This window comes from Flavobacterium sp. SP2, from assembly GCF_057626655.1.
Window position 1 is genome coordinate 162,015 of the sequence record NZ_JBVHBT010000005.1, and the last position, 20,914, is coordinate 182,928.

At 32.1% G+C, this 20,914-nt stretch carries 17 protein-coding genes; 12 read left to right on the forward strand and 5 right to left on the reverse strand.

The window, feature by feature from the left end; genetic code table 11:
* The first annotated feature begins 23 nt into the window (after positions 1-23).
* The 9 genes from ACZ098_RS11780 to ACZ098_RS11820 all read left to right on the forward strand — a co-directional run bounded on the left by ACZ098_RS11780 (position 24) and on the right by ACZ098_RS11820 (position 11,869).
* Positions 24-539, forward strand: a complete 516-nt coding sequence (locus ACZ098_RS11780; RefSeq protein ID WP_487311948.1) for a DUF6705 family protein — start codon at positions 24-26, stop codon at positions 537-539.
* A 164-nt stretch (positions 540-703) separates the two neighbouring features.
* The gene (gene gcvT / locus ACZ098_RS11785; protein ID WP_487311949.1) at positions 704-1,786 is read left to right on the forward strand and encodes a glycine cleavage system aminomethyltransferase GcvT; all 1,083 of its coding nucleotides are present in this window, start codon (positions 704-706) and stop codon (positions 1,784-1,786) included.
* Between the two features lie 77 nt (positions 1,787-1,863).
* Positions 1,864-3,879, forward strand: coding sequence for a S41 family peptidase (locus tag ACZ098_RS11790; protein ID WP_487311950.1), 2,016 nt, complete (start codon positions 1,864-1,866; stop codon positions 3,877-3,879).
* A 5-nt stretch (positions 3,880-3,884) separates the two neighbouring features.
* Entirely contained in the window at positions 3,885-4,919 is a 1,035-nt protein-coding gene (locus ACZ098_RS11795; protein WP_487311951.1) for an LIC11966 family surface protein, read from the forward strand.
* 138 nt (positions 4,920-5,057) lie between these two features.
* Positions 5,058-5,774: a YebC/PmpR family DNA-binding transcriptional regulator gene (locus ACZ098_RS11800; protein WP_487311952.1), complete on the forward strand. Its 717-nt coding sequence runs from the start codon at positions 5,058-5,060 to the stop codon at positions 5,772-5,774.
* Between the two features lie 473 nt (positions 5,775-6,247).
* Positions 6,248-8,155, forward strand: a complete 1,908-nt coding sequence (locus ACZ098_RS11805) for an SPFH domain-containing protein (RefSeq protein WP_487311953.1) — start codon at positions 6,248-6,250, stop codon at positions 8,153-8,155.
* A 113-nt stretch (positions 8,156-8,268) separates the two neighbouring features.
* Positions 8,269-9,003 (forward strand): carboxypeptidase-like regulatory domain-containing protein, encoded by a 735-nt coding sequence (locus ACZ098_RS11810; protein WP_487311954.1) that lies wholly within the window; start codon positions 8,269-8,271, stop codon positions 9,001-9,003.
* The gene (locus tag ACZ098_RS11815) at positions 8,996-10,015 is read left to right on the forward strand and encodes a transglutaminase domain-containing protein (RefSeq protein ID WP_487311955.1); all 1,020 of its coding nucleotides are present in this window, start codon (positions 8,996-8,998) and stop codon (positions 10,013-10,015) included. Before ACZ098_RS11810 ends, ACZ098_RS11815 begins: the two co-directional genes overlap by 8 nt.
* A gap of 66 nt (positions 10,016-10,081) precedes the next feature.
* A complete protein-coding gene (locus ACZ098_RS11820) occupies positions 10,082-11,869 on the forward strand; it encodes an ABC transporter ATP-binding protein (RefSeq protein ID WP_487311956.1) in 1,788 nt (595 codons plus the stop codon).
* Here the strand turns inward: ACZ098_RS11820 and ACZ098_RS11825 are convergent.
* From ACZ098_RS11825 to ACZ098_RS11835, 3 genes are all read right to left on the reverse strand, one after another.
* Entirely contained in the window at positions 11,866-12,498 is a 633-nt protein-coding gene (locus ACZ098_RS11825; RefSeq protein ID WP_487311957.1) for a hypothetical protein, read from the reverse strand. The two genes, ACZ098_RS11820 and ACZ098_RS11825, sit on opposite strands and share 4 nt — an antisense overlap.
* 100 nt (positions 12,499-12,598) lie before the next feature.
* Positions 12,599-13,639, reverse strand: a complete 1,041-nt coding sequence (gene capA / locus ACZ098_RS11830) for a cysteate synthase (RefSeq protein ID WP_487311958.1) — start codon at positions 13,637-13,639, stop codon at positions 12,599-12,601.
* 82 nt (positions 13,640-13,721) lie between these two features.
* A complete protein-coding gene (locus tag ACZ098_RS11835) occupies positions 13,722-15,782 on the reverse strand; it encodes a S9 family peptidase (protein WP_487311959.1) in 2,061 nt (686 codons plus the stop codon).
* 132 nt (positions 15,783-15,914) lie between these two features.
* On the opposite strand from ACZ098_RS11835, the gene ACZ098_RS11840 reads away from it, so the two are divergent.
* Positions 15,915-16,235, forward strand: a complete 321-nt coding sequence (locus ACZ098_RS11840; protein ID WP_487311960.1) for a YbaB/EbfC family nucleoid-associated protein — start codon at positions 15,915-15,917, stop codon at positions 16,233-16,235.
* Positions 16,236-16,270: 35 nt separating this feature from the next.
* On the opposite strand, the gene ACZ098_RS11845 is transcribed toward ACZ098_RS11840, so the two are convergent.
* A complete protein-coding gene (locus ACZ098_RS11845) occupies positions 16,271-17,296 on the reverse strand; it encodes a threonine aldolase family protein (protein ID WP_487311961.1) in 1,026 nt (341 codons plus the stop codon).
* Between the two features lie 207 nt (positions 17,297-17,503).
* On the opposite strand from ACZ098_RS11845, the gene prfB reads away from it, so the two are divergent.
* A protein-coding gene (prfB, locus tag ACZ098_RS11850) for a peptide chain release factor 2 (RefSeq protein WP_487311962.1) occupies positions 17,504-18,599 on the forward strand; the annotation gives its coding sequence in 2 pieces (ribosomal slippage) (positions 17,504-17,566 and positions 17,568-18,599; 1,095 coding nt in all).
* Positions 18,600-18,619: 20 nt separating this feature from the next.
* Positions 18,620-19,861 carry an outer membrane beta-barrel protein gene (locus ACZ098_RS11855; RefSeq protein ID WP_487311963.1) on the forward strand — a complete coding sequence of 414 codons (1,242 nt, stop codon included), beginning with the start codon at positions 18,620-18,622 and terminating at the stop codon, positions 19,859-19,861.
* A gap of 174 nt (positions 19,862-20,035) precedes the next feature.
* Here the strand turns inward: ACZ098_RS11855 and ACZ098_RS11860 are convergent, their stop codons facing one another.
* Complete coding sequence (locus ACZ098_RS11860) at positions 20,036-20,806, reverse strand: dienelactone hydrolase family protein (protein ID WP_487311964.1); 771 nt, start codon at positions 20,804-20,806, stop codon at positions 20,036-20,038.
* Positions 20,807-20,914 lie beyond the last annotated feature (108 nt).

Consider the following 20,914-nt stretch of genomic DNA (forward strand, 5'->3'; position numbering starts at 1 on the left):
TTAAAAAGTAAAACAACATTAACATGAGATATTTTGTACTCCTAATTTTTTTAAGTTCTAATTTATTTTCACAAAATAATGTTTTGCCAGTTGAAAGTAAAATGGATGTTTTACGTACTGATAAGAACCACCAAAAGTATGTGTTTAAAGATCTAAATAATGTTTTTGAAAAATTTCTTGGTAAGTGGTTTTATAAAGACGAATTATATAAAATCGATTTAGAAGTTTTTCAAAAATTTGATAGCGATAACCAACAAGATATGCTACTTATAGAGTTAAAAGTCATAAAAAATAAAGATACATTAATTAGTTCTTTACCAAATTTAATTGCAGGTGGAATATTTGAAGACAAAAATAACGTAAATAAAATTATAGTTTTCTTTTCAGAAAATAGCGATACGTGGCAATGTGGTGCCACCTCACAAGTTAACCTTACATTTAATAATAATACCTTGCTTTGGGAAATTGATGATAAACAGTTGCGATATAATAAAACAGCCAGATTATTTCCAAAGACGTTAAAGTTTATAAGACAATAAAATTTAAACTCCGCAAAAAAAATCCAATAAAACCAATGCAATTGTCAACTGAATTTACGCTTTTTATAGTTAATAATTCCTCAAATAAATTTACTTTCCAAGCTACGCCAATTGTCTAAAAAAATACTATTTTAGCAACTCAAACATTCAAACTAAAATTGGTAATGAAAAATACAGCTTTAACGCACGTTCACGAAGGATTAGGAGCCAAAATGGTTCCGTTTGCAGGTTACAATATGCCCGTTTCTTATGAAGGTGTCAACGCAGAACACGAAACCGTACGAAATAGCGTTGGTGTTTTTGACGTGTCGCACATGGGTGAATTTCTAATTTCGGGTGAACAAGCTTTGGCTTTAATTCAAAAAGTAACGTCCAACGATGCAGCTACTCTTGAAATAGGAAAAGCACAATACTCTTGTTTACCTAACAACGATGGCGGAATTGTAGACGATTTAATTGTGTACAAAATTAAAGACGAACAATATTTGTTAGTAGTTAACGCCTCTAATATCGATAAAGATTGGGATTGGATTACCGCTCAAAATACAATGGGTGCCGAAATGAAAAACCTTTCCGACGATTATTCGTTACTTGCTATTCAAGGTCCAAAAGCAGTTGAAGCCATGCAGATTTTGACTTCTGTGGATTTAGCCGCCATAAAATATTACCATTTTGAAGTAGCCGATTTTGCTGGAATTGAACACGTAATTATTTCGGCTACAGGATATACCGGTTCAGGCGGATTTGAAATTTATTGCAAAAATTCAGAAGTGGAACAAGTTTGGAACAAGGTTTTTGAAGCAGGTGCAGCTTTTGGTATCAAGCCAATTGGTTTGGCAGCACGAGATACTTTGCGTTTAGAGATGGGATTCTGTTTGTATGGCAACGACATTAACGATACTACTTCTCCTTTAGAAGCTGGCTTAGGTTGGATTACTAAATTTACTAAAGAATTCACCAATTCTGAAAACTTAAAAGCGCAGAAAGAAGCTGGAGTTACTAAAAAACTAATCGGATTTGAATTAATCGAAAGAGGAATTCCAAGACACGATTATGAAATTGTAGACGCTGACGGAAACAACATCGGAATAGTAACATCAGGAACAATGGCACCAAGTGTTGGAAAAGCAATTGGAATGGGATACGTGAAGACCGAATTTATGGCTGTCGATACTGAAATTTTTATTCTAATTAGAGATAAAAAAGTTGCTGCTAAAGTGGTTAAGATGCCATTTTACAAAAAATAGATAAAGAGAAATACCGCAAATTCACAAATTGTATAAAAAATATAATTTATGATTTTGCGGTTTATAAAAATGCGCTGTTGAAAAAAATATACCTCCTTTTAGTTTTTGTTCCTACCCTATTTTTTGCGCAAAGTGAGGTAAATCCTTGTGAAACATTACAAAAAATAAATCAACTCATTCAAGACCAACACTACAAGCCAAAACCTGTTGATGATAGTTTGTCGGTGTATGTTTTTAATGAATTTCTAAAGTCATTAGACGAAGACAATCGACTTTTTATCGAACCTGAAATTGAAAGTTTTAAGAAAAATAAGTTACAAATTGACAATTATATTCTGTCAAAAAATTGTGCCTTTCTTGATGAAATTTATACTACGTATACAAAGGCAATTGATCGGTACGAAAGCATCATCACCTCTTTAAAAAAAGAACCTTTTGCATTTTCGAGCGAAGAAAACATACGTTTTTCTAAGAAATCATTTCCTTATTTAAAAGATGATAAAGAGTTAAAGAACCTGTATCGAAAAAGTATTTTGTTCACTATATTAAAAGATATTTCCGAAATAAGCGACAATAAAGATTCAATTGCGGCAAATTTTGACAAACTCGCACCAATTTCTAAAGCCAAAATATTTGAATCCTACGAATGCAAAACTTCCAGTTTACGCCTTTCAAGAACTGATTTCAATACCAAATTATTTAATATTTTCTGTACTTATTTTGATCCACACACCAATTATTTTTCGGCAAGTGAGAAATCTTCTTTTTTATCATCTGTAAGTGCTGATAACCTAACTTTTGGTATTTATGTATCTCAAAATGAAAAAGACGAAGTTGTAGTTGATGATGTAATTGCTGGAAGTTCGGCCTATTTTTCCGAAAAAATTGATGCTGGAGATGTTTTGATACAATTGAAATCGAAGAATGAAGAATACACCATTGCTTGTTCCTCGATGGAGAAAATTGCAGAAATCATCAGTTCAAGCAACTATATGAAGGCCGATTTTACCTTTAAGAAAAAAAGCGGAGAAGTATTTACCGTGTCTTTGGTAAAACAAGTCATGAAAGATTATGAAAACAACGTGTACAGTTACATTATTGAAAAAGATAAAAAGAAATTAGGTTACATCAGAATACCAAGTTTTTATTCTACTTTCGAAAACGGAAAAACTAGTGTTACCGATGATTTGGTTCGCGAAATTTATAAACTTCAAGAGGATAAAGTAACGGGATTAATCATCGATTTAGAAAACAATGGCGGTGGTTCGATGGATGAAGCCATTAGAATGACTGGTTTGTTTACTGATATCGGTCCAATTGCATTAATGAATACAAAACAAGGGAAAAATCAGACGCTAAAAGATACCAATCGTGGGACGATTTTTTCAGGTCCAATTGTAATCATGATTAACGGTTTTTCTGCATCGGCTAGTGAATTTTTTACCAATGCCATGCAAGATTATAACCGCGCAGTAGTAATTGGAAATCAATCGTTGGGAAAAGCTACAATGCAACGAATTTTACCACTTTCCAACGAGGCAAAACCAGAAGAATATGTAAAACTTACTATTGAAAAATTTTACAGAATTACAGGAAAAAGCAATCAATATTCGGGGATTACACCCGATGTTGAGATACCAATCCTATTTGACAAACAAATGCCGCGAGAGAGTGCGTACCCAACGGCACTAAAAAATGATGAGATCACTACCAATCTTCGTTATACGGCTTTTGTAAATTCTAATAAAGAAGCAATCGAAAAAAGTAAAATTCGCGTAGCTGAAAATGCTTCTATGAAAGCGATTACAGCTTTAAATAATAAAATTAATTTGCTTTATGATTTTGATATTCCTCCAGTAACGCTGCAGTTTTCAAAAGTTTTTGATGAAATTAAAAGAGTCAATAACTTATGGAAAGAAATAAAATCGCTGTCCGAAATTGAATTTCCGATTGTGGTAAAGCAAAACTCTGTAGATGTTGATTATCAACAATTTGATGAATATTTAAAGAGCAGTAATAAAGAAAAAATTAAAGCTATCAAAACCAATATACATATTGTTGAAGCCACCAATATACTTAACGACCTAAAATAAAAACTATGAAATTGAAATTTACCTATACCCTATTCGTCCTTTTCACGCTGTACGGAAACGCACAAGAATTTAAAACTCCAGTAGATTATTTAAGTTTTATTGGAAAAGAACAAACCACTATTTCCAAAAGTATGTGGAAATATACATCAGCAGTGGCACATTCTAAAAGCGCAAGAAGGATTGATGCAACTAGGAAATTATTAATCAAAAGCATTCAAACCGCTAGTAAGAAAATAGCTGATTTAAAAGAAGGCTACAAAGGTGATGTAGAATACAAAAATCAAGTGTTAGACTTTTTAAAATTATCAGAAAATCATATCAATGAGGATTATGGTAAAATTATTGATATGCAAGAAGTCGCCGAACAATCATATGATTTTATGGAAGCCTATATTTTGGCAAAAGATTTGGTAAATGATAAAATTGAATCTGAAAACAATAAAGTAAGCAATGCACAAAAAGCGTTTGCTGCCAAATACAACATCACATTAACTGAAGACACTTCGGAATTGGGAAAGAAAATGAAAATTTCTAACGAAGTTTTTGACTACCATACCATCATTTATTTAGTGTTTTTCAAAGCCAATTTTACCGACAACAATTTATCCAAAGCCATTGAAAGTAAAGATTTAGGAGCAATTCAGCAAAATGCCAATTCCTTAATTCAATACAGTAATGAAGGTTTAGAAAAGTTAAAAACGCTACCTAATTATAAAAATGATGCTTCGCTGGCTAACGCTACCAAGAAAGCATTGGAATTTTACAAAAAAGAAGCCGAAAAATTCATACCAAGCGTAGTAGATTTTTATATGTTTAACGACAAATTTGAAAATGCCAAAAAAACATTGGACGCCAAGTCTCAAAAAGATCGAAGTAAAGAAGAAGTGGATAACTACAACGCAATGGTAAAACAAGTTAATAAAGAGATAGATAAATACAACAAAGCCAACAATCTAAATTTTCAAGAAAAGAGTAATGCCATAAACAATTGGAATTCGGTGAGCGATAGCTTTGTATCAAGACACGTTCCGCAAGAGTAAATTAGATTTGAAATTAGATTTGAATAAATAGAATATTACACTATTTTTGCAAACTGTAAATGATAAATAATAATTTTTAAAATAGTAAATATTGACTGTTCAATTAAGAATGTTGAATAGTGAAATACATAATTAGAAATGGGAAGAGCATTCGAATTTAGAAAAGGTAGAAAAATGAAACGTTGGTCAGCAATGGCAAAAGCGTTTACTCGTATTGGAAAAGATATCGTAATGGCCGTTAAAGAAGGTGGTCCAAATCCGGAAGCCAACTCTAGACTACGTGCTGTTATTCAAAATGCTAAATCGGCTAATATGCCGAAAGAAAATGTTGAACGCGCCATTAAAAAAGCTACTGATAAAGATACTGCTAACTACAAAGAGCAACTTTTTGAAGGTTATGCACCACACGGAATAGCACTTTTAATTGAAACTGCTACTGACAATAACAACAGAACCGTTGCCAATATTAGAAGTTATTTTAATAAATGTAACGGTACTTTAGGAACACAAGGTTCGGTAGAATTCATGTTTGACCACACTTGTAATTTTAGAATTCCAAATAACAACGTTGACATTGAAGAAATGGAACTGGAATTCATCGATTTTGGTGCCGAAGAAATTTTTGCCGACGAAGATGGAATCTTAATATACGCACCATTTGAGAGCTTTGGAGCAATTCAAAAAGAGCTTGAAAGTCGTGGTATTGAAATTTTATCTTCAGGCTTTGAAAGAATTCCACAAATCACAAAAAAACTTTCTGAAGCAGAAATTGCTGATGTTGAAAAACTGATCGAGAAGATTGAAGAAGACGATGACGTGATGAATGTGTATCACACTATGGACGAATCGCAATAGCATTTTTGATATTAGATTTTAGATTTTTGATATTAGATTTTAGATATTGGATTTTAGATATTGGATTTTAGATATTGGATTTTTGAACTTAAATATTTTCAATTGAATTTGATATTGACATTGAATTTGACATTATTATTGACATTGAAGTCGATTTTTAAAAAGCATTTTACAAACTTCAGGGAAACTTGAAGTTTTTTTTTGCTATAACATTTTGATAATTAAATAATTACCCTTTTTGTAATAAATATTATGTTAAAAATTTGTAACTTTTTAACAAGCGTTTCGTATAATAAAAGATTTTAAAATAGAACTAATTCTAAAATGGCACAATAAAGTGTTGTAATTCAAAAACTAAATTCAAAACCAACTAGTACTTTGAATTTGTGGTACGTGAACTACCTGTTTTACGATTTATTATCTTATTCTTCTATCCAAAATCAAAAACCATTTTTTACTTTAAATATTATAACATGACAACATTTTTTACATTGTGGTGGGTAATTCCTATTGTTTTATCTGTAATTCTTTACAAATTTTTTTTAAGAGTTTTCTTCGGAATGGTAATTGTTCCCGAAGACAAAATAGGATTAGTAACCAAAAAGTTCGTTCTCTTTGGAGCCGACAAATCGCTTCCAGATAGCAGAATAATTGCTACTAAAGGTGAATCAGGATTTCAAGCGCAAACATTAGCGCCAGGATTATATTGGGGAATGTGGATTTGGCAATTCTCTGTCGATATGACTCCATTTACTATTATTCCAGAAGGAAAAATTGGACTAGTATTGAGTAAAGACGGAAAAGAAATTCCAACTGGTAGAATTCTTGCCAGAAAAGTACAAAGTGATAATTTTCAAGATGCCGAAGCCTTTCTAAATAACGGCGGTCAAAAAGGACGTCAAACAGCATTTATTACAACTGGTTCTTACCGAATCAACACCTTTATTTTTGAAATTATTATCGTAGATCAAGTAAAAATCTACGAAAACATGATAGGAATTGTAACAGCCTTAGATGGTGATCCAATTCCAGACGGACAAATTGCTGGTAAAAATGTATCCAATCACAATAATTTTCAAGATTTTGATATGTTTTTGGAAGCTGGTGGTAACCGTGGATTGCAACCTCAAGTGATGTTGGCAGGTTCGTATTACATTAATTCTTGGGCAATTCAAATTGAGCAAAATCCAATGACTGATGTGCCAATTGGTTATGTAGGTGTTGTAATTTCTTATATAGGTGAAGACGGTTTAGACGTTACAGGTGAGCATTTTAAACACGGAAATATTGTTTCTAAAGGACAACGTGGTGTTTGGATGGAACCACTTGGACCAGGAAAATACGCTTTGAATAAATATACAACCAAATTAGAATCGGTTCCAACAACCAATTTAGTTTTGAATTGGGCAGATGCTAGAAGTGAATCACATAATTTAGATCACAATTTATCTACAATTACAGTACGTTCTAAAGATGGTTTCCCATTCAATTTGGACGTTTCACAAATCATTCATGTTCCGGCAAACGAAGCGCCAAAAGTTATTGCACGTTTTGGAAGCATGACCAACTTGGTTTCCCAGGTATTAGAACCAACAATTGGTAATTATTTTAGAAACTCGGCTCAAGAAAGCGATGTGATTTCGTTTTTAAGTACTCGTAAAGAACGTCAGGAATCAGCCAAAAATCATATCAAAGTGGTTTTGGATGAATACAATGTAAATGCAGTTGATACTTTAATTGGTGATATCGTTCCGCCAGATTCATTAATGAAAACTTTGACTGATAGAAAGATTGCCGAAGAAGAGCAAAAAACGTATCAAACCCAAAAAATGGCACAAGAACAACGCCAAGGAATGGAGAAAGAAACCGCAATTGCTGACATGCAAAAAGAAATTGTAAAAGCGTCGCAAAGTGTAGAAATTGCTCAAAGAACAGCCGATGCAACTGTAAAGAAAGCAGAAGGTGATGCAACCAGTTTGAAATTAAATGTCAACGCAGAAGCTGAAGCTACAAAAATGCGAGCTAACGCTGAAGCTGAAGCAACCAAAGCTAGAGCTGGTGCACAAGCCGAAGCAACAAAACTAAACGCTAGTGCAGAAGCTGAAAAAATCTCTAAAACAGGTTTGGCAGAAGCTGAGAAAATTATGGCAATTGGTAAATCAACTGCTGAGGCTTATCAATTACAGGTTTCTGCAATGGGTGAAGATAATTTTGCTAAATACAAAATTACTGAAGAAATCGGTAAAGGTAATATTAAAGTAATTCCTGATGTGTTGATTTCAGGAACAAATGGTTCTGAAGGTGGTATTAGCGGATTGTTAGGTATGAAACTAATGGAAATGATGGATACGAAAAATGACACATCAACAACAAAAAAATAATTTTTTAATCTAATTTTTAATCCGTTTTGTGAAAGCAAAGCGGATTTTTTTTTACCTATCCCAACCTTTTGCAAAATAATCACCTCTTTATAAGAAACCTAAAAACTTTAAAGATGGAAAAAATTAACATTCAAATCAACAATCCGTGCTCTGAGAAATTCAAGAGCTTTCAAAAAACAGAGAATGGTGGATTTTGTAATTCATGTAAAATAAATGTGGTAGATTTTACTAAAATGAGTGACCAAGAAGTATTTCGCTACTTTGAAACTCAAAAAAGTAAAACGTGTGGCCTATTTCTCGAATCGCAATTAAAAAGCTATTCAAATCCGATCCATTCCAAAAACAGAAAAATGTCGAACACCTTTGCTTCAAGCGTGTTCGGGATTTCACTAGTATCTCTTTTATCGTTAACTAATGCCCATTCCCAGCAACAAACCAATGCTACTTCAATTGTAAAAGAGGAAAATAGCGCAACTAAAAAAGAAAATGATTCGATAGATTTTAAAGAAAAAATTACTGTTAGCGGCGTAGTTTACGATACAGTAGGTCCGCTTCCAGGTGCAATTGTTTATTGGAAAAGTAAAAACAATACTACAACTACTGATGTTGATGGGAAATTTAATTTTCCAGAACAATTGGAAATTGGAGATGTATTAACTGTTTCTTTATTGGGATATAATGACAAACAAATTGTAGTAAAAAGTAAAAACGAATCAATAATTATGAGTTATGATGTTAAGCTTGATAGCTGCCAAATGGTTATGTTGGGAGAAGTCGCTACCAATAAAGTTTACAAATCCAAACGAACATTGTTTCAGAAAATAAAATCATTATTTACAAATGAATAAGTGGATTTTTTTAGTCATTACCTTGCTAAGTCAATTAAAAATTGAAGCACAAATTTCAGATTTTAAAAACATCAATTTTAAAAATGCTGATAAAATTGCGGATGCTTATAAAGGTAATGACTTATCCAATTTGCCTGCACTTGCTTACAATCTTACATACAATTTATCTACTGATGTCGAAAAATTTAGAGCTATTTACACATGGGTTAGCACTAATATCGAAGGTGACTATGACGGATTTAGAAAAAATAGCGCTAAAAGAAGTAAGCATCAAAATGATAGTTTGGAGCAAGTCAAATGGAATGAAATCTTTAGCAATCAAGTTTTTAAAAAATTAGCAAAAGAGAAAAAAACGATTTGTACAGGTTATGCGTATTTGGTTAAAACTCTAGCCAATTTGGTAAACATCAATTGTGAAATTATTGGTGGATTTGGTCGCAATGAAAGCACAATAGCTTCTAAACTACAATTTCCAAATCATTCTTGGAATGCGGTACAGCTCAATAATAAATGGTATTTGTGTGATGCAACTTGGTCTAGTGGTACTTATAATTTAACTACCTATACCTTTGAATTTAAATACAATGAAGGTTACTTTTTAGCTGATCCTGAATTGTTTGCAAAAAATCATTTTCCAATTGATGCACAGTGGTTATTACTAAACGAAAAGCCGTTATTAAATGATTTTTTAAAAGCTCCTTTGGTATATGGTGCCGCTTATAAATATGCTACTTTTCCAATGGAACCCTCATTGATGAACATAGAAGTTCTAAAAAATAAAGAAGCTATTTTCATCTTTAAAAATGTAAAAGAACTTGATACTACTTCATTTTTTTTACAAATTGATTACGGAACAAGTAGCCAATTTATCAAACCATCAATAGAACGTTTAAAAAATGATACCATACAAATAAAATATACTTTTACCAGCACTGGTACCTACGATGTACATGTAACTATAGGAGTTCAGCCTATATGTACGTATGTAGTGAAAGTGAAGAAGCAAAATTAAAATTTTACAATTTGTCTAATTAAAAACTGCCTATTTATTCGTTACTTTTGCTAAAAATTTCTATTTATGGCAAGGTTTCAAGAAAACGATTTACCAAAAGCAAAAGTCAATGCAAGTTCTTTAAAAAATGCGATTTTAATATTCAAATATGCCGCCAATCACAAATGGAAATTCTACTTGGGTTTATTTTTCCTTTTACTCACAAGCGCGACAGCATTAGCATTTCCTATGTTAATGGGAATGTTGGTTGATTGCGTTACCAATAAAGATTTAAGTCAGGCCAATTGGATTGCACTTTCGTTAATGGGAATTCTGGGTTTACAAGCAATTTTTTCCTTCTTCAGATTGTCATTATTTGTAAATTTTACCGAAAATACTTTGGCAAATTTACGTTTTGCTTTGTATGAAAATTTGATTAAATTACCTATGTCTTTTTATTCTCAAAAACGTGTAGGTGAACTTAATAGCAGATTAAGCGCCGATGTTTCTCAACTTCAAGATACGTTAACAAGCACAATTGCCGAATTTTTACGTCAGTTTATTTTGATAATCGGAGGATTTATTATTTTGGCAACAATTAGCCCAAAGCTGACCTTGATGATGCTTTCAATTGTTCCGATTGTGGCTGTTGCGGCAGTAATCTTCGGTAAATTTATTAGAAAATACGGAAAAAAAACACAAGATAAAGTAGCCGAAAGTCAGGTTGTGGTAGAAGAAACGCTGCAAGGAATTAGCAATGTAAAAGCATTTGCCAACGAATGGTATGAAATAGAACGCTACAAAACCAAAATTAGAGAAATTGTAAAAATTGCAATTAAAGGCGGACAATATCGTGGATATTTTGCTTCCTTCATAATCTTGTGTTTATTTGGATGCGTTGTAGCAGTCGTTTGGTATGGAATTACTTTAACCATCAAAGGCGAAGTTGACGGAATTGGTGATTTAATTTCGTTTGTTTTATATACCTCGTTTATTGGTGCATCGTTTGGTGGTATCGCTGAATTGTATTCTCAAATTCAGAAAGCAATTGGATCAACCGAACGAATTTTTGAATTGTTAGAAGAAAAATCAGAAAAAATAAATTCTTCACAAGCAATTATCACCGAAAAAATTAATGGGAATGTAACATTTCAAAATGTATCGTTTAGTTATCCTTCAAGAAAAGAAATCGAAGTTTTGAAAGACGTTAATTTCACGGCTAGTTTCGGTCAGAAAATTGCAATTGTTGGTCCGAGTGGTGCTGGAAAATCAACTATCTCTTCGCTCCTACTGCGTTTTTATGATATTGATGGCGGACAAATATTAATTGATGATAAAAATATTTACGATTACGAATTGGAAAATCTTCGTGGGAATATGAGTATTGTTCCGCAAGATGTGATTTTGTTTGGCGGAACAATTCGAGAAAACATCGCCTACGGAAAACCAAATGCAACCGAAGAAGAAATTTTATTAGCTGCAAAACAAGCTAATGCACTTAGTTTTGTAAACGGATTTCCAGAAAAATTTGATACTTTAGTTGGAGAACGCGGTATAAAGCTTTCAGGTGGACAGCGTCAACGTATTGCAATTGCAAGAGCTTTGTTAAAAAATCCTAGTATTTTGATTTTGGATGAAGCCACTTCATCGTTAGATAGCGAAAGCGAAAAACTAGTTCAAGAAGCATTGGAAACTTTAATGGAAGGAAGAACAAGCATTATTATTGCACATAGATTATCTACTATTAGAAATGCTGATGCTATCTTGGTTCTTGACAAAGGTGTTATTTCTGAAAAAGGAACCCATAAAGAGCTACTTGAAATTGAAAATGGTATTTATAAGAATTTAAGTAACTTACAGTTTAGTGAGTATTAGAATTTTATCTTATTAATTTCTAGATTTAATTTTCTAAAAAGTCTAATCATTTTTAAATTATTATTTACTTTATAATTGATATTTAAACCTTCTGATTCATTTGATTTTCCATCATAGTTTAAATAAATTCTTTTAACAAGATCACTTTCAAAAAAGTAATTTTCAATGTAAATAGAATTCAAGTAAATTCTCAATATTGTTTTGCATTGCAATGTCGTTAAAAAAGTTGTTTTTTCACCATGATCATCTATTATTACATTCTGTAAAACCTTTTCATTCAAAATTTTTGATTTGTATTTATTGATGAATTTAAATGGATTAAAATTTTTAATTTCAAAATTAGCAGATTCCTTGATAATCAAAAAATTGTCGCTATTAGAAATCTTTCTTATTAATATTTTAGATTTTTTCTTCCAAATTAAATATGTTACAAATACATTAACATTTTTAATTTCATCTTTAAATTCTTTGCTACTTACAGCCACACTACCTGGACAATTATTTGATAAAAAAAGATATTCAGTAATTCCATTTTGTTTAAATTCTTTTGTAATAGAATCTTGATAAATTATAAGTTTATTTTCATAGTCTTGAGAAAACGAACAATTTACCATTAAAAAAACAAACAAAATAAACCTCTTTTTCATAAATGTTACAACGTTTAAAAATTAATTTTACAAAAAAATCCCAAGTAAATTACTTGGGATTTTTATATATTCTATATGTCATTTATTTAATAAACTCAATTTTCTGAACTTCTTCTGCATTAATGCTATCAAAAAAGCCTTGTACGTTCATCCATTCATCACTAAAGACTTTGCTCATATATCGCGAACCGTGATCTGGAAAAATTGCAACAACATTACTGTTTTCATCAAATTCACCTTCATCAGCATATTGCTTTATAGCTTGCATAACTGCTCCTGAAGTGTAACCTACAAATAAGCCTTCCGATTTAACAATTTCTCTTGCTGTGTGCGCACTTGCTTCATCGGTAACTTTCATGAAATGATCAATCGAATCAAAATCCGTTGCCGTTGGAATCAAGTTTTTTCCTAAACCTTCAATACGGTATGGGTATATTTCGTTGGCATCAAATTCTTTTGTTTCATGGTATTTTTTCAATACCGAACCAAAAGCATCAACCCCTAAAATTCTAATATTTGGATTTTTTTCTTTAAGGAATTTTGCAACGCCCGAAATTGTTCCTCCGGTTCCGCTACAAGCAACTAAATGAGTGATTTTACCATTAGTCTGATCCCAAATTTCTGGACCAGTTGTTAAGTAATGTGCATCAATATTCAATTGATTAAAATATTGATTGATGTATACCGAACCTTTCGTTTCTTCGTGCAAACGCTTGGCAACGCTATAATAAGAACGTTCATCGTCTGCAGAAACATGAGCTGGACAAACATATACTTTTGCTCCCAAGCTGCGCAACATGTCAATTTTATCCTTAGATGATTTAGAACTTACCGCAAGAATACAATTGTAACCTTTTATAATACTAACCATTGCAAGACTAAAACCGGTATTTCCAGATGTAGTTTCAATGATTGTATCTCCCGGAGTTAGAATACCTTTTTTTTCGGCTTCTTCAATAATGTAAAGTGCAATTCTATCTTTTGATGAATGTCCTGGATTAAAAGCTTCAACTTTAGCGTAGAAGTTACCTTCTATTTTTTCAGTGATTCTATTCAATTTAATAAGAGGTGTATTTCCTATTAATTCCAAAACGTTATTGTAAGCTTTTATATCTTCTTTCATAAAATAAATTAGTCAAGGCAATTATTCAAAGTCAATTTTTAGATACTTCAAAACTTTGCAAATTTAATAATTTTTTTTTACACTATCTTTTAATTTCTTCTAAATCTAACAAAAAACTAAATTCTTTAGCAACTTCTTTAAGCGATTCAAACCTTCCCGATGCACCTCCATGTCCAGCATCCATATTTGTATCAAGAAATAATTTAGTTGCATTGGTTTTGTTAACTCTTAGTTTTGCTACCCATTTAGCTGGTTCCCAATACTGTACTTGTGAATCGTGCAATCCAGTTGAAATATACATGTTAGGATATTCTTTATTTTCTACATTATCATAGGGTGAATACGACAACATATAATTATAATATTTTTTCTTGTTAGGATTTCCCCATTCATCATATTCGCCTGTGGTTAACGGAATTGTTTCGTCTAACATTGTGGTGACAACATCTACAAATGGTACTTGAGCAATGATTCCGTTATAAAGTTCTGGATTCATGTTGGCAATTGCACCCATCAATAAACCGCCCGCGGAACCTCCTTCGGCATATAAATGTTGGGGAGAAGTATATTTTTGTTCAATAACATGTTTAGAACAATCGATAAAATCGGTAAATGTATTTTTCTTTTTCAATAATTTTCCATCTTCATACCATTGACGTCCTAAATCTTCTCCGCCTCGAATATGCGCAATTGCATAAATAAATCCGCGGTCAAGCAAGGACAATCTTGTTGTTGAAAAGTAGGGATCAATATTCATTCCATACGAACCATAAGCATAAAGTAAAAAAGGATTTTCTGAATTCAACGCTATTCCGTTTCGGTACACCATTGAAATTGGAACTTTTGTTCCATCGGTTGCGGTTGCCCAAATGCGCTCTTCGGTGTAATTGTTTTTATCAAATTTTCCCCCTAAAACTTGTTGTTCTTTTAAGACAACTTTTTCTTTAGTCCGCATATTGAAGTCAATTACAGAACTTGGTGTTGCCATAGATTGATACACATAACGCAAAATTTCGGTATCAAAATCTATATTGGTGGTTGTTTCGGCTGTATAGGTTTCAATATCAAATGGAAGATAGTACTCGCCTATTCCATTCCAAGGCATAATTCTAATTTTGTTTAAGCCATTTTCGCGCTCAGAAACAACCAAATAATCTTTAAAAATGTCAATGCCTTCTAATAAAACATCATCGCGATGGGGAATTAAATCCACCCAATTTTCTTTAGAAGTTTTGTCTTCTGGAGTTTTCATCAATTTGAAATTGGTAGCATCATCTTTATTAGTTAATATATAAAAACTGTCTTCGTAATGTGAAATAGAATATTCTAATTCTCGAGTACGTTTTTGAAACATTTTGAATTTATCATCAGGCGATGATGACAAAACTATTTGATATTCAGTAGTTAATGTACTACTAGAATTAATAATTATGTACTTATTCGATTTAGATTTATAAACAGATACGTCAAAAGTTTCATCTTTTTCATAAAAAATTACTTCATCTGTATCAGCATTTGAACCCAATTTATGCTTAAAAATTTTGTCGGGACGTAGTGTTGTTTCGTCTTTTCTAGAATAAAAAATAGTTTTATTATCGCTTGCCCACGTTGATCCTCCAGTAGTATTTTCTAATTGTACTGGAAGAATTTCGTTAGTTTCTAGATTCTTTATTTGAATAGTATATTGGCGTCTCGAAACCGTATCAATTCCGAAACTCGCCCATTTATTATCTTCACTTACACTAATTCCCGAAAGCTGAAAATAACTAAATCCTTTGGCCATTTCGTTACAATCAAATAAAATCTCTTCTTGGGCATTTAGTGTTCCTTTTTTTCTAGAATAAATTGGATAGTCCTTTCCTTTTTCATAGCGTGTAATATAAAAATAACCGTTATAAAAATAAGGTACCGACTCATCGTCCTCTTTTATTCGGGCTTTCATTTCTTCAAATAAATCGTCCTGAAAATCTTTAGTATGCGCAGTTGATTGCTTGTAAAAGTCGTTTTCTTTATTCAAGTAATCCAATACCTCAGGGTTTTCTCGTTCATTCAACCAATAATAATTATCTGTTCTAACATGTCCATGTTTTTCTAAAGTATGCGGAATAATTTTTGCAATTGGTGCTTGTATATCTTTATTCATAAGGTAAATTTCAGTCATTATCAAAAACAAAAATAAGTGTTCTTACTCATAATAAAATGTTATTTGAAAATATTTATACAATAGAAATTAACAGCATTTACTTATATTTGTGCTTCATTAAAAAAGAAAATTATGGACTTAATGGGAATGATGGGTAAATTAAGAGATACCCAAAACAAAATCGAAGAAACTAAAAAAAGATTGGACACCGTTTTAATCGACGAGCAAAGTTCAGATGGGCTTTTAAAAGTAACTTTCACAGCCAATAACAAATTAAAATCAATACATGTTGACGATGCACTGTTAGAAGATAAAGAACAGTTAGAAGATTATTTGGTACTTGTAATCAATAAAGCATTAGAAAAAGCAGAAGCTATCAATAAAGCAGAACTTGATGCGGTTGCCAAAATGGATATGCCCATGATTCCAGGAATGGACCAACTATTTAAATAATAAAAAAGGCTTTCTAAATTAGAAAGCCTTTTTTATTAGAAAGTTAATTTAGCCAAAGTTTCCAACACATAAGTGTGCATGACTTGCTTATAATCTAAATGAGTTACGATTCTAAGTTTTCCATGCCCCATCGAACTTATTGAAATGTTTTTTTGTTTCAATTTTTCCATCACCGTTTTATCACTTAAGGGTGATTTTACAGCAAAAATTAAAATATTAGTTTCTACAGGCTCTACTTTTTCAACCCAAGGTAATTGTTGTAAAACGGCGCCAAGTTCTTTAGCTCTTTTATGATCTTCTTCAAGTCTAGAAACATTATTTTGCAACGCATACATTCCTGCCGCAGCTAGATATCCAGCCTGACGCATTCCTCCACCAAATATCTTTCGAATTCGTAAAGCACGTTTCATATCGGCTTTACTACCAATTAGAACCGAACCAATAGGCGCGCCAAGTCCTTTAGAAAGACAAACTGAAATGGTGTCAAACAACACGCCAAACTGTTTTGGATGTTGTTTTTTAGCAATCAAAGCATTCCACAATCGAGCACCGTCGAGGTGGTATTTCAAATTATTTTCAACACAAACTTGCTTGATTTTTTGTAATTCCTCAATATCATAACAAGCTCCTCCACCTTTATTTGTAGTGTTCTCAATGCTCACTAAGCTTGTCAATGGTGCATGATAAAACTCAGGATCATTAATAGCTTCTCTCACTAAATCTGCAGTAATCATACCTCTTTTACCGTCTACCAAGCAGCAAGAAACACCACTATTAAAACTTGCACCACCACCTTCATAATGGTATATATGCGAATATTTATCACAAATAACTTGTTCACCAGGATTGGTATGAAGTTTTATAGCTGTTTGGTTTGCCATTGTTCCACTAGGAAAAAACAAAGCGGCTTCCATTCCAAATAAATCAGCAACAGTTTCTTCCAATTCATTAACTGTTGGATCTTGTTTGTATACATCATCACCAACATCGGCTCTAAACATATGCTGTAACATTTCCAAACTAGGTTTAGTAACCGTATCACTCACTAAATTTATTTCCATTTTCTATTTTATATAATTAGGGCGAAACACCATTACATTTTTCTAAAAAGAAAAAAATGCAATGCTGTCGGGCTTTCCATTTCAATCTTTATTGTTAAAAAAACAATAAAGGATTTCCATTGCAATCCCTTTCGCAAATGTACTAACTACAACTATCTTTCTTCCAAAAAAAATACTAAATTTGCAACAACAAAAATATAATAATTTATGACAAATACCGAACAAATAAAAGGTATTGTAGAGCGTCTTGGTGCGTTGAGGAGGTATCTTTGACATTGATGCCAAACTTATCGAAATATCCAACGAAGAAGAAAAAACATTTGCACCCAATTTTTGGAACAACGCCAAAGAAGCCGAAGCAATTGTAAGAAACTTACGTTCAAAGAAAAAGTGGGTCGAAGATTTTGAAAAAGGAAATGCTTTAGCAGAAGAACTTCAAATCACGTATGAATTCTATAAAGAAGGAGATGTTTCTGAAGAAGAATTAGACCAACAATTTGAAATTACCAACACCCATATTGAAGATTTAGAGTTTAGAAACATGCTTTCCGACGAAGGTGATAATCTAAGCGCTGTAATTCAAATAACTGCTGGAGCTGGTGGTACAGAAAGTTGCGACTGGGCATCAATGCTTATGCGAATGTACATGATGTGGGCAGAAAAGCAAAAGTATAAAATTAAAGAACTTAACTTTCAAGAAGGTGATGTGGCTGGAATAAAAACAGTGACACTCGAAATTGAAGGTGATTTTGCTTTTGGTTATCTTAAAGGTGAGAACGGCGTACATCGTTTGGTTCGCATCTCACCATTTGACAGCAATGCCAAACGTCATACATCGTTTGCTTCAGTTTATGTTTATCCACTAGTAGATGATACCATCGAAATTGACATTAATCCTGCCGATATCGAAATTATTACGTCACGGTCAAGTGGCGCTGGAGGACAAAATGTAAATAAAGTAGAAACCAAAGTCCAACTTTTTCATAAACCAACTGGCATTCAGATTCAGTGTTCCGAAACTAGATCACAACAAGACAATCGCCAAAGAGCCATGCAAATGCTTCGATCTCAATTGTACGAAATTGAACTCAAAAAACAAATGGCACAACGAGCCGATATCGAAGCTGGAAAAATGAAAATAGAATGGGGTTCACAAATTAGAAATTACGTAATGCAACCGTACAAACTTGTAAAAGATGTTCGCACTGGTTATGAAACAAGCAATGTTGATGGCGTTATGAATGGAGAAATTGATGGATTTCTAAAAGCCTATTTAATGATGATGGGACAAAAAGAAGAGTAAACCAAATTAACTTAAACTATATGAAAAAAACAATACTTACTTGCATTTTTGTATTTTATTCAATAATTCTTTGTGCTCAAAACTTTCAAAAGGGTTATTATATTGATAACTCTGGTGCAAAAATTGAAGGTTATATAAACAATAGAGACTGGAAAAACAATCCGAAATCTTTCGATTTTAAAAGTAGTGAAGACCAGCCTAAAGAAATTATTAAGATAGATGATTGCATTGAATTTAGTGTTGAAACAAATCGATTTATTAAAGCAAAAATAAAAATAGATCGATCAAGCGATAAAATTGGATCATTAAGGAAAAGCAAAAATCCAGTTTTTATTGATGAAACAGTTTTCTTAAAATTTCTAATTTCGGGTACGCACAACCTTTATTATTATTTTGATAATGGTATTGAAAAATTCTTTTTTTCTAATACAAAAAACGAAGTGCAACAACTTGTTTACTTATTATATACCATTGATACCGAAGATGTAACTACCAATCCTGAATATAAAAATAATAAAGCAGGAAGTATTTTAGCGAACGAAGCTTTTAAAAAACAACTATTAGACAATGTAACCTGTGATTTATCAAACGTAAGCGACATAAACAAATTGGAGTATACTAGAAGTGATTTACAAAAGTACTTTATTAAAATAAACTCATGCAACGGTTCAAGCAACTTCGTTGAAAGTGTTTCAAAAAGAACAATTTTTAGTGTAAAATTAAGTGTTATTGCCAATACTGACGGCTTTGAATATAATTCTACCTCTAATGATGCGATTCAAAAAAACCGAAAAGTCACACTAGGTATTGGTACCGACTTAGAATTAATTTTTCCGTTTAATAACTACAAATGGAGTTTCTTTATTGAGCCAAATTATGCAAAATACCAAAGCAATAAAGAAGTAAAATACGAATTTAACAATACGTTAAGCCAAAACGTATCCGTTGATTTATCTATATTACAAGTACCTATCGGAGTACGATATTATTTTGGAAAACAGCCTGCAACAAAGTTTTATTTAGGTGGTGGTATGATTATTACTAATTTAAAAAACGGTTCAAAAATTGATTTTGAACGTTCGTCAGATCAAGAAGTAGCTAATTTTACGTATAATTTTTTTGGATCTATTGGTTATAAATATAATCGGTTCGTTGCTGAAATTAGATTTAATAAAACATACAACATTGCAGCAATAAATTTTACTGAAGTTAATTTCAGTAGAACCTCATTTTCAATCAAATATGAATTTTTGAGAAAATAATATTCAATACAGGAGTTTAATAGATATTTATACTGTATATTTGCATCGAGGATTCCGAAAGGAAGTTACACCTCACCACAATAGCCACTCGCTCCAGAGTGGCTTTTGTATTTATTAAAAGTCCCGATATGAACTGTTATTGTCATATCGGGACTTTTTATTATTTAAAATATATTATTTCAAAATTTCTTTCAAAAAATCATTCATTGCTTGCCATGATCTTTTTGCAGCATTTTCATTGTAGGCAACACCTTTAGTTTTGTCATTTCCAGCTCCTTTTTCGGTAAAAGCATGAACAGCATCGGCATAATAATTCATTTGCCAATCGGCTTTTGCAGATCTCATCTCATTTTGAAACGCCTTAATTTCAGCTTCAGGAACAAAGAAATCATCAGCACCATGAAGTACAAGTACTTTAGCACTTATTGGATTAATTGTTCTTGCTTCATCTCTACCCAAGCCTCCATGAAAAGATACAATACCTTTTACTTTCATGTTACTTCTTGCAGCCTCAATCGCTCCAGTACCACCGAAGCAGTATCCGATCACAACAATTTCATCAGCATTCGCGCCATTCTTCACCAATTGATCTAATGCCAATTGAATTCTCTTTTGATATTCAGCAATATTTTTTTTGTAATAACCTGCTTTTTCACCTGCTTGTGAAGCATTACTCGGCTTGTTTCCCACTCCATAAATATCAGCTACAAAAGAATTGTATCCCATAGCAGCCAGTTCAGTGGCAGTTTCTTTGGAATGATCATCAATTCCCATCCAAGCTGGAAGAACCAATACTCCTGGATTATTTTTTAACGATTTAACCGGTTTGGCAAAAAAACCACTTAGTTTTTGACTTCCATCATTATAATCTACAGCTTTTAACTGGGCTAAAGCTGATACTGAGCTAGTAATTAAAGCTAGTACTAAAACTATTTTATTTTTCATAATTATTTATTTTAAAGCAAACTTAGGAATAAAGTAGGCGAACAAAAGTTAATAAACATATAAAAAAAAGCGTTCTTTTGAGGAACGCTTTTAATAGATAATTTATAT

What these genes read in the sequence shown, in the direction of transcription:
- ACZ098_RS11805 (WP_487311953.1), top strand. Translation starts at nt 6,248, where the DNA reads ATGACAACATTTTTTACATTGTGGTGGGTAATTCCTATTGTTTTATCT.
- gcvT (WP_487311949.1), top strand. Translation starts at nt 704, where the DNA reads ATGAAAAATACAGCTTTAACGCACGTTCACGAAGGATTAGGAGCCAAA.
- ACZ098_RS11835 (WP_487311959.1), bottom strand. Translation starts at nt 15,782, where the DNA reads ATGAATAAAGATATACAAGCACCAATTGCAAAAATTATTCCGCATACT.
- ACZ098_RS11820 (WP_487311956.1), top strand. Translation starts at nt 10,082, where the DNA reads ATGGCAAGGTTTCAAGAAAACGATTTACCAAAAGCAAAAGTCAATGCA.
- ACZ098_RS11780 (WP_487311948.1), top strand. Translation starts at nt 24, where the DNA reads ATGAGATATTTTGTACTCCTAATTTTTTTAAGTTCTAATTTATTTTCA.
- ACZ098_RS11840 (WP_487311960.1), top strand. Translation starts at nt 15,915, where the DNA reads ATGGACTTAATGGGAATGATGGGTAAATTAAGAGATACCCAAAACAAA.
- ACZ098_RS11800 (WP_487311952.1), top strand. Translation starts at nt 5,058, where the DNA reads ATGGGAAGAGCATTCGAATTTAGAAAAGGTAGAAAAATGAAACGTTGG.
- ACZ098_RS11795 (WP_487311951.1), top strand. Translation starts at nt 3,885, where the DNA reads ATGAAATTGAAATTTACCTATACCCTATTCGTCCTTTTCACGCTGTAC.
- capA (WP_487311958.1), bottom strand. Translation starts at nt 13,639, where the DNA reads ATGAAAGAAGATATAAAAGCTTACAATAACGTTTTGGAATTAATAGGA.
- ACZ098_RS11855 (WP_487311963.1), top strand. Translation starts at nt 18,620, where the DNA reads ATGAAAAAAACAATACTTACTTGCATTTTTGTATTTTATTCAATAATT.
- ACZ098_RS11845 (WP_487311961.1), bottom strand. Translation starts at nt 17,296, where the DNA reads ATGGAAATAAATTTAGTGAGTGATACGGTTACTAAACCTAGTTTGGAA.
- ACZ098_RS11815 (WP_487311955.1), top strand. Translation starts at nt 8,996, where the DNA reads ATGAATAAGTGGATTTTTTTAGTCATTACCTTGCTAAGTCAATTAAAA.
- ACZ098_RS11810 (WP_487311954.1), top strand. Translation starts at nt 8,269, where the DNA reads ATGGAAAAAATTAACATTCAAATCAACAATCCGTGCTCTGAGAAATTC.
- ACZ098_RS11860 (WP_487311964.1), bottom strand. Translation starts at nt 20,806, where the DNA reads ATGAAAAATAAAATAGTTTTAGTACTAGCTTTAATTACTAGCTCAGTA.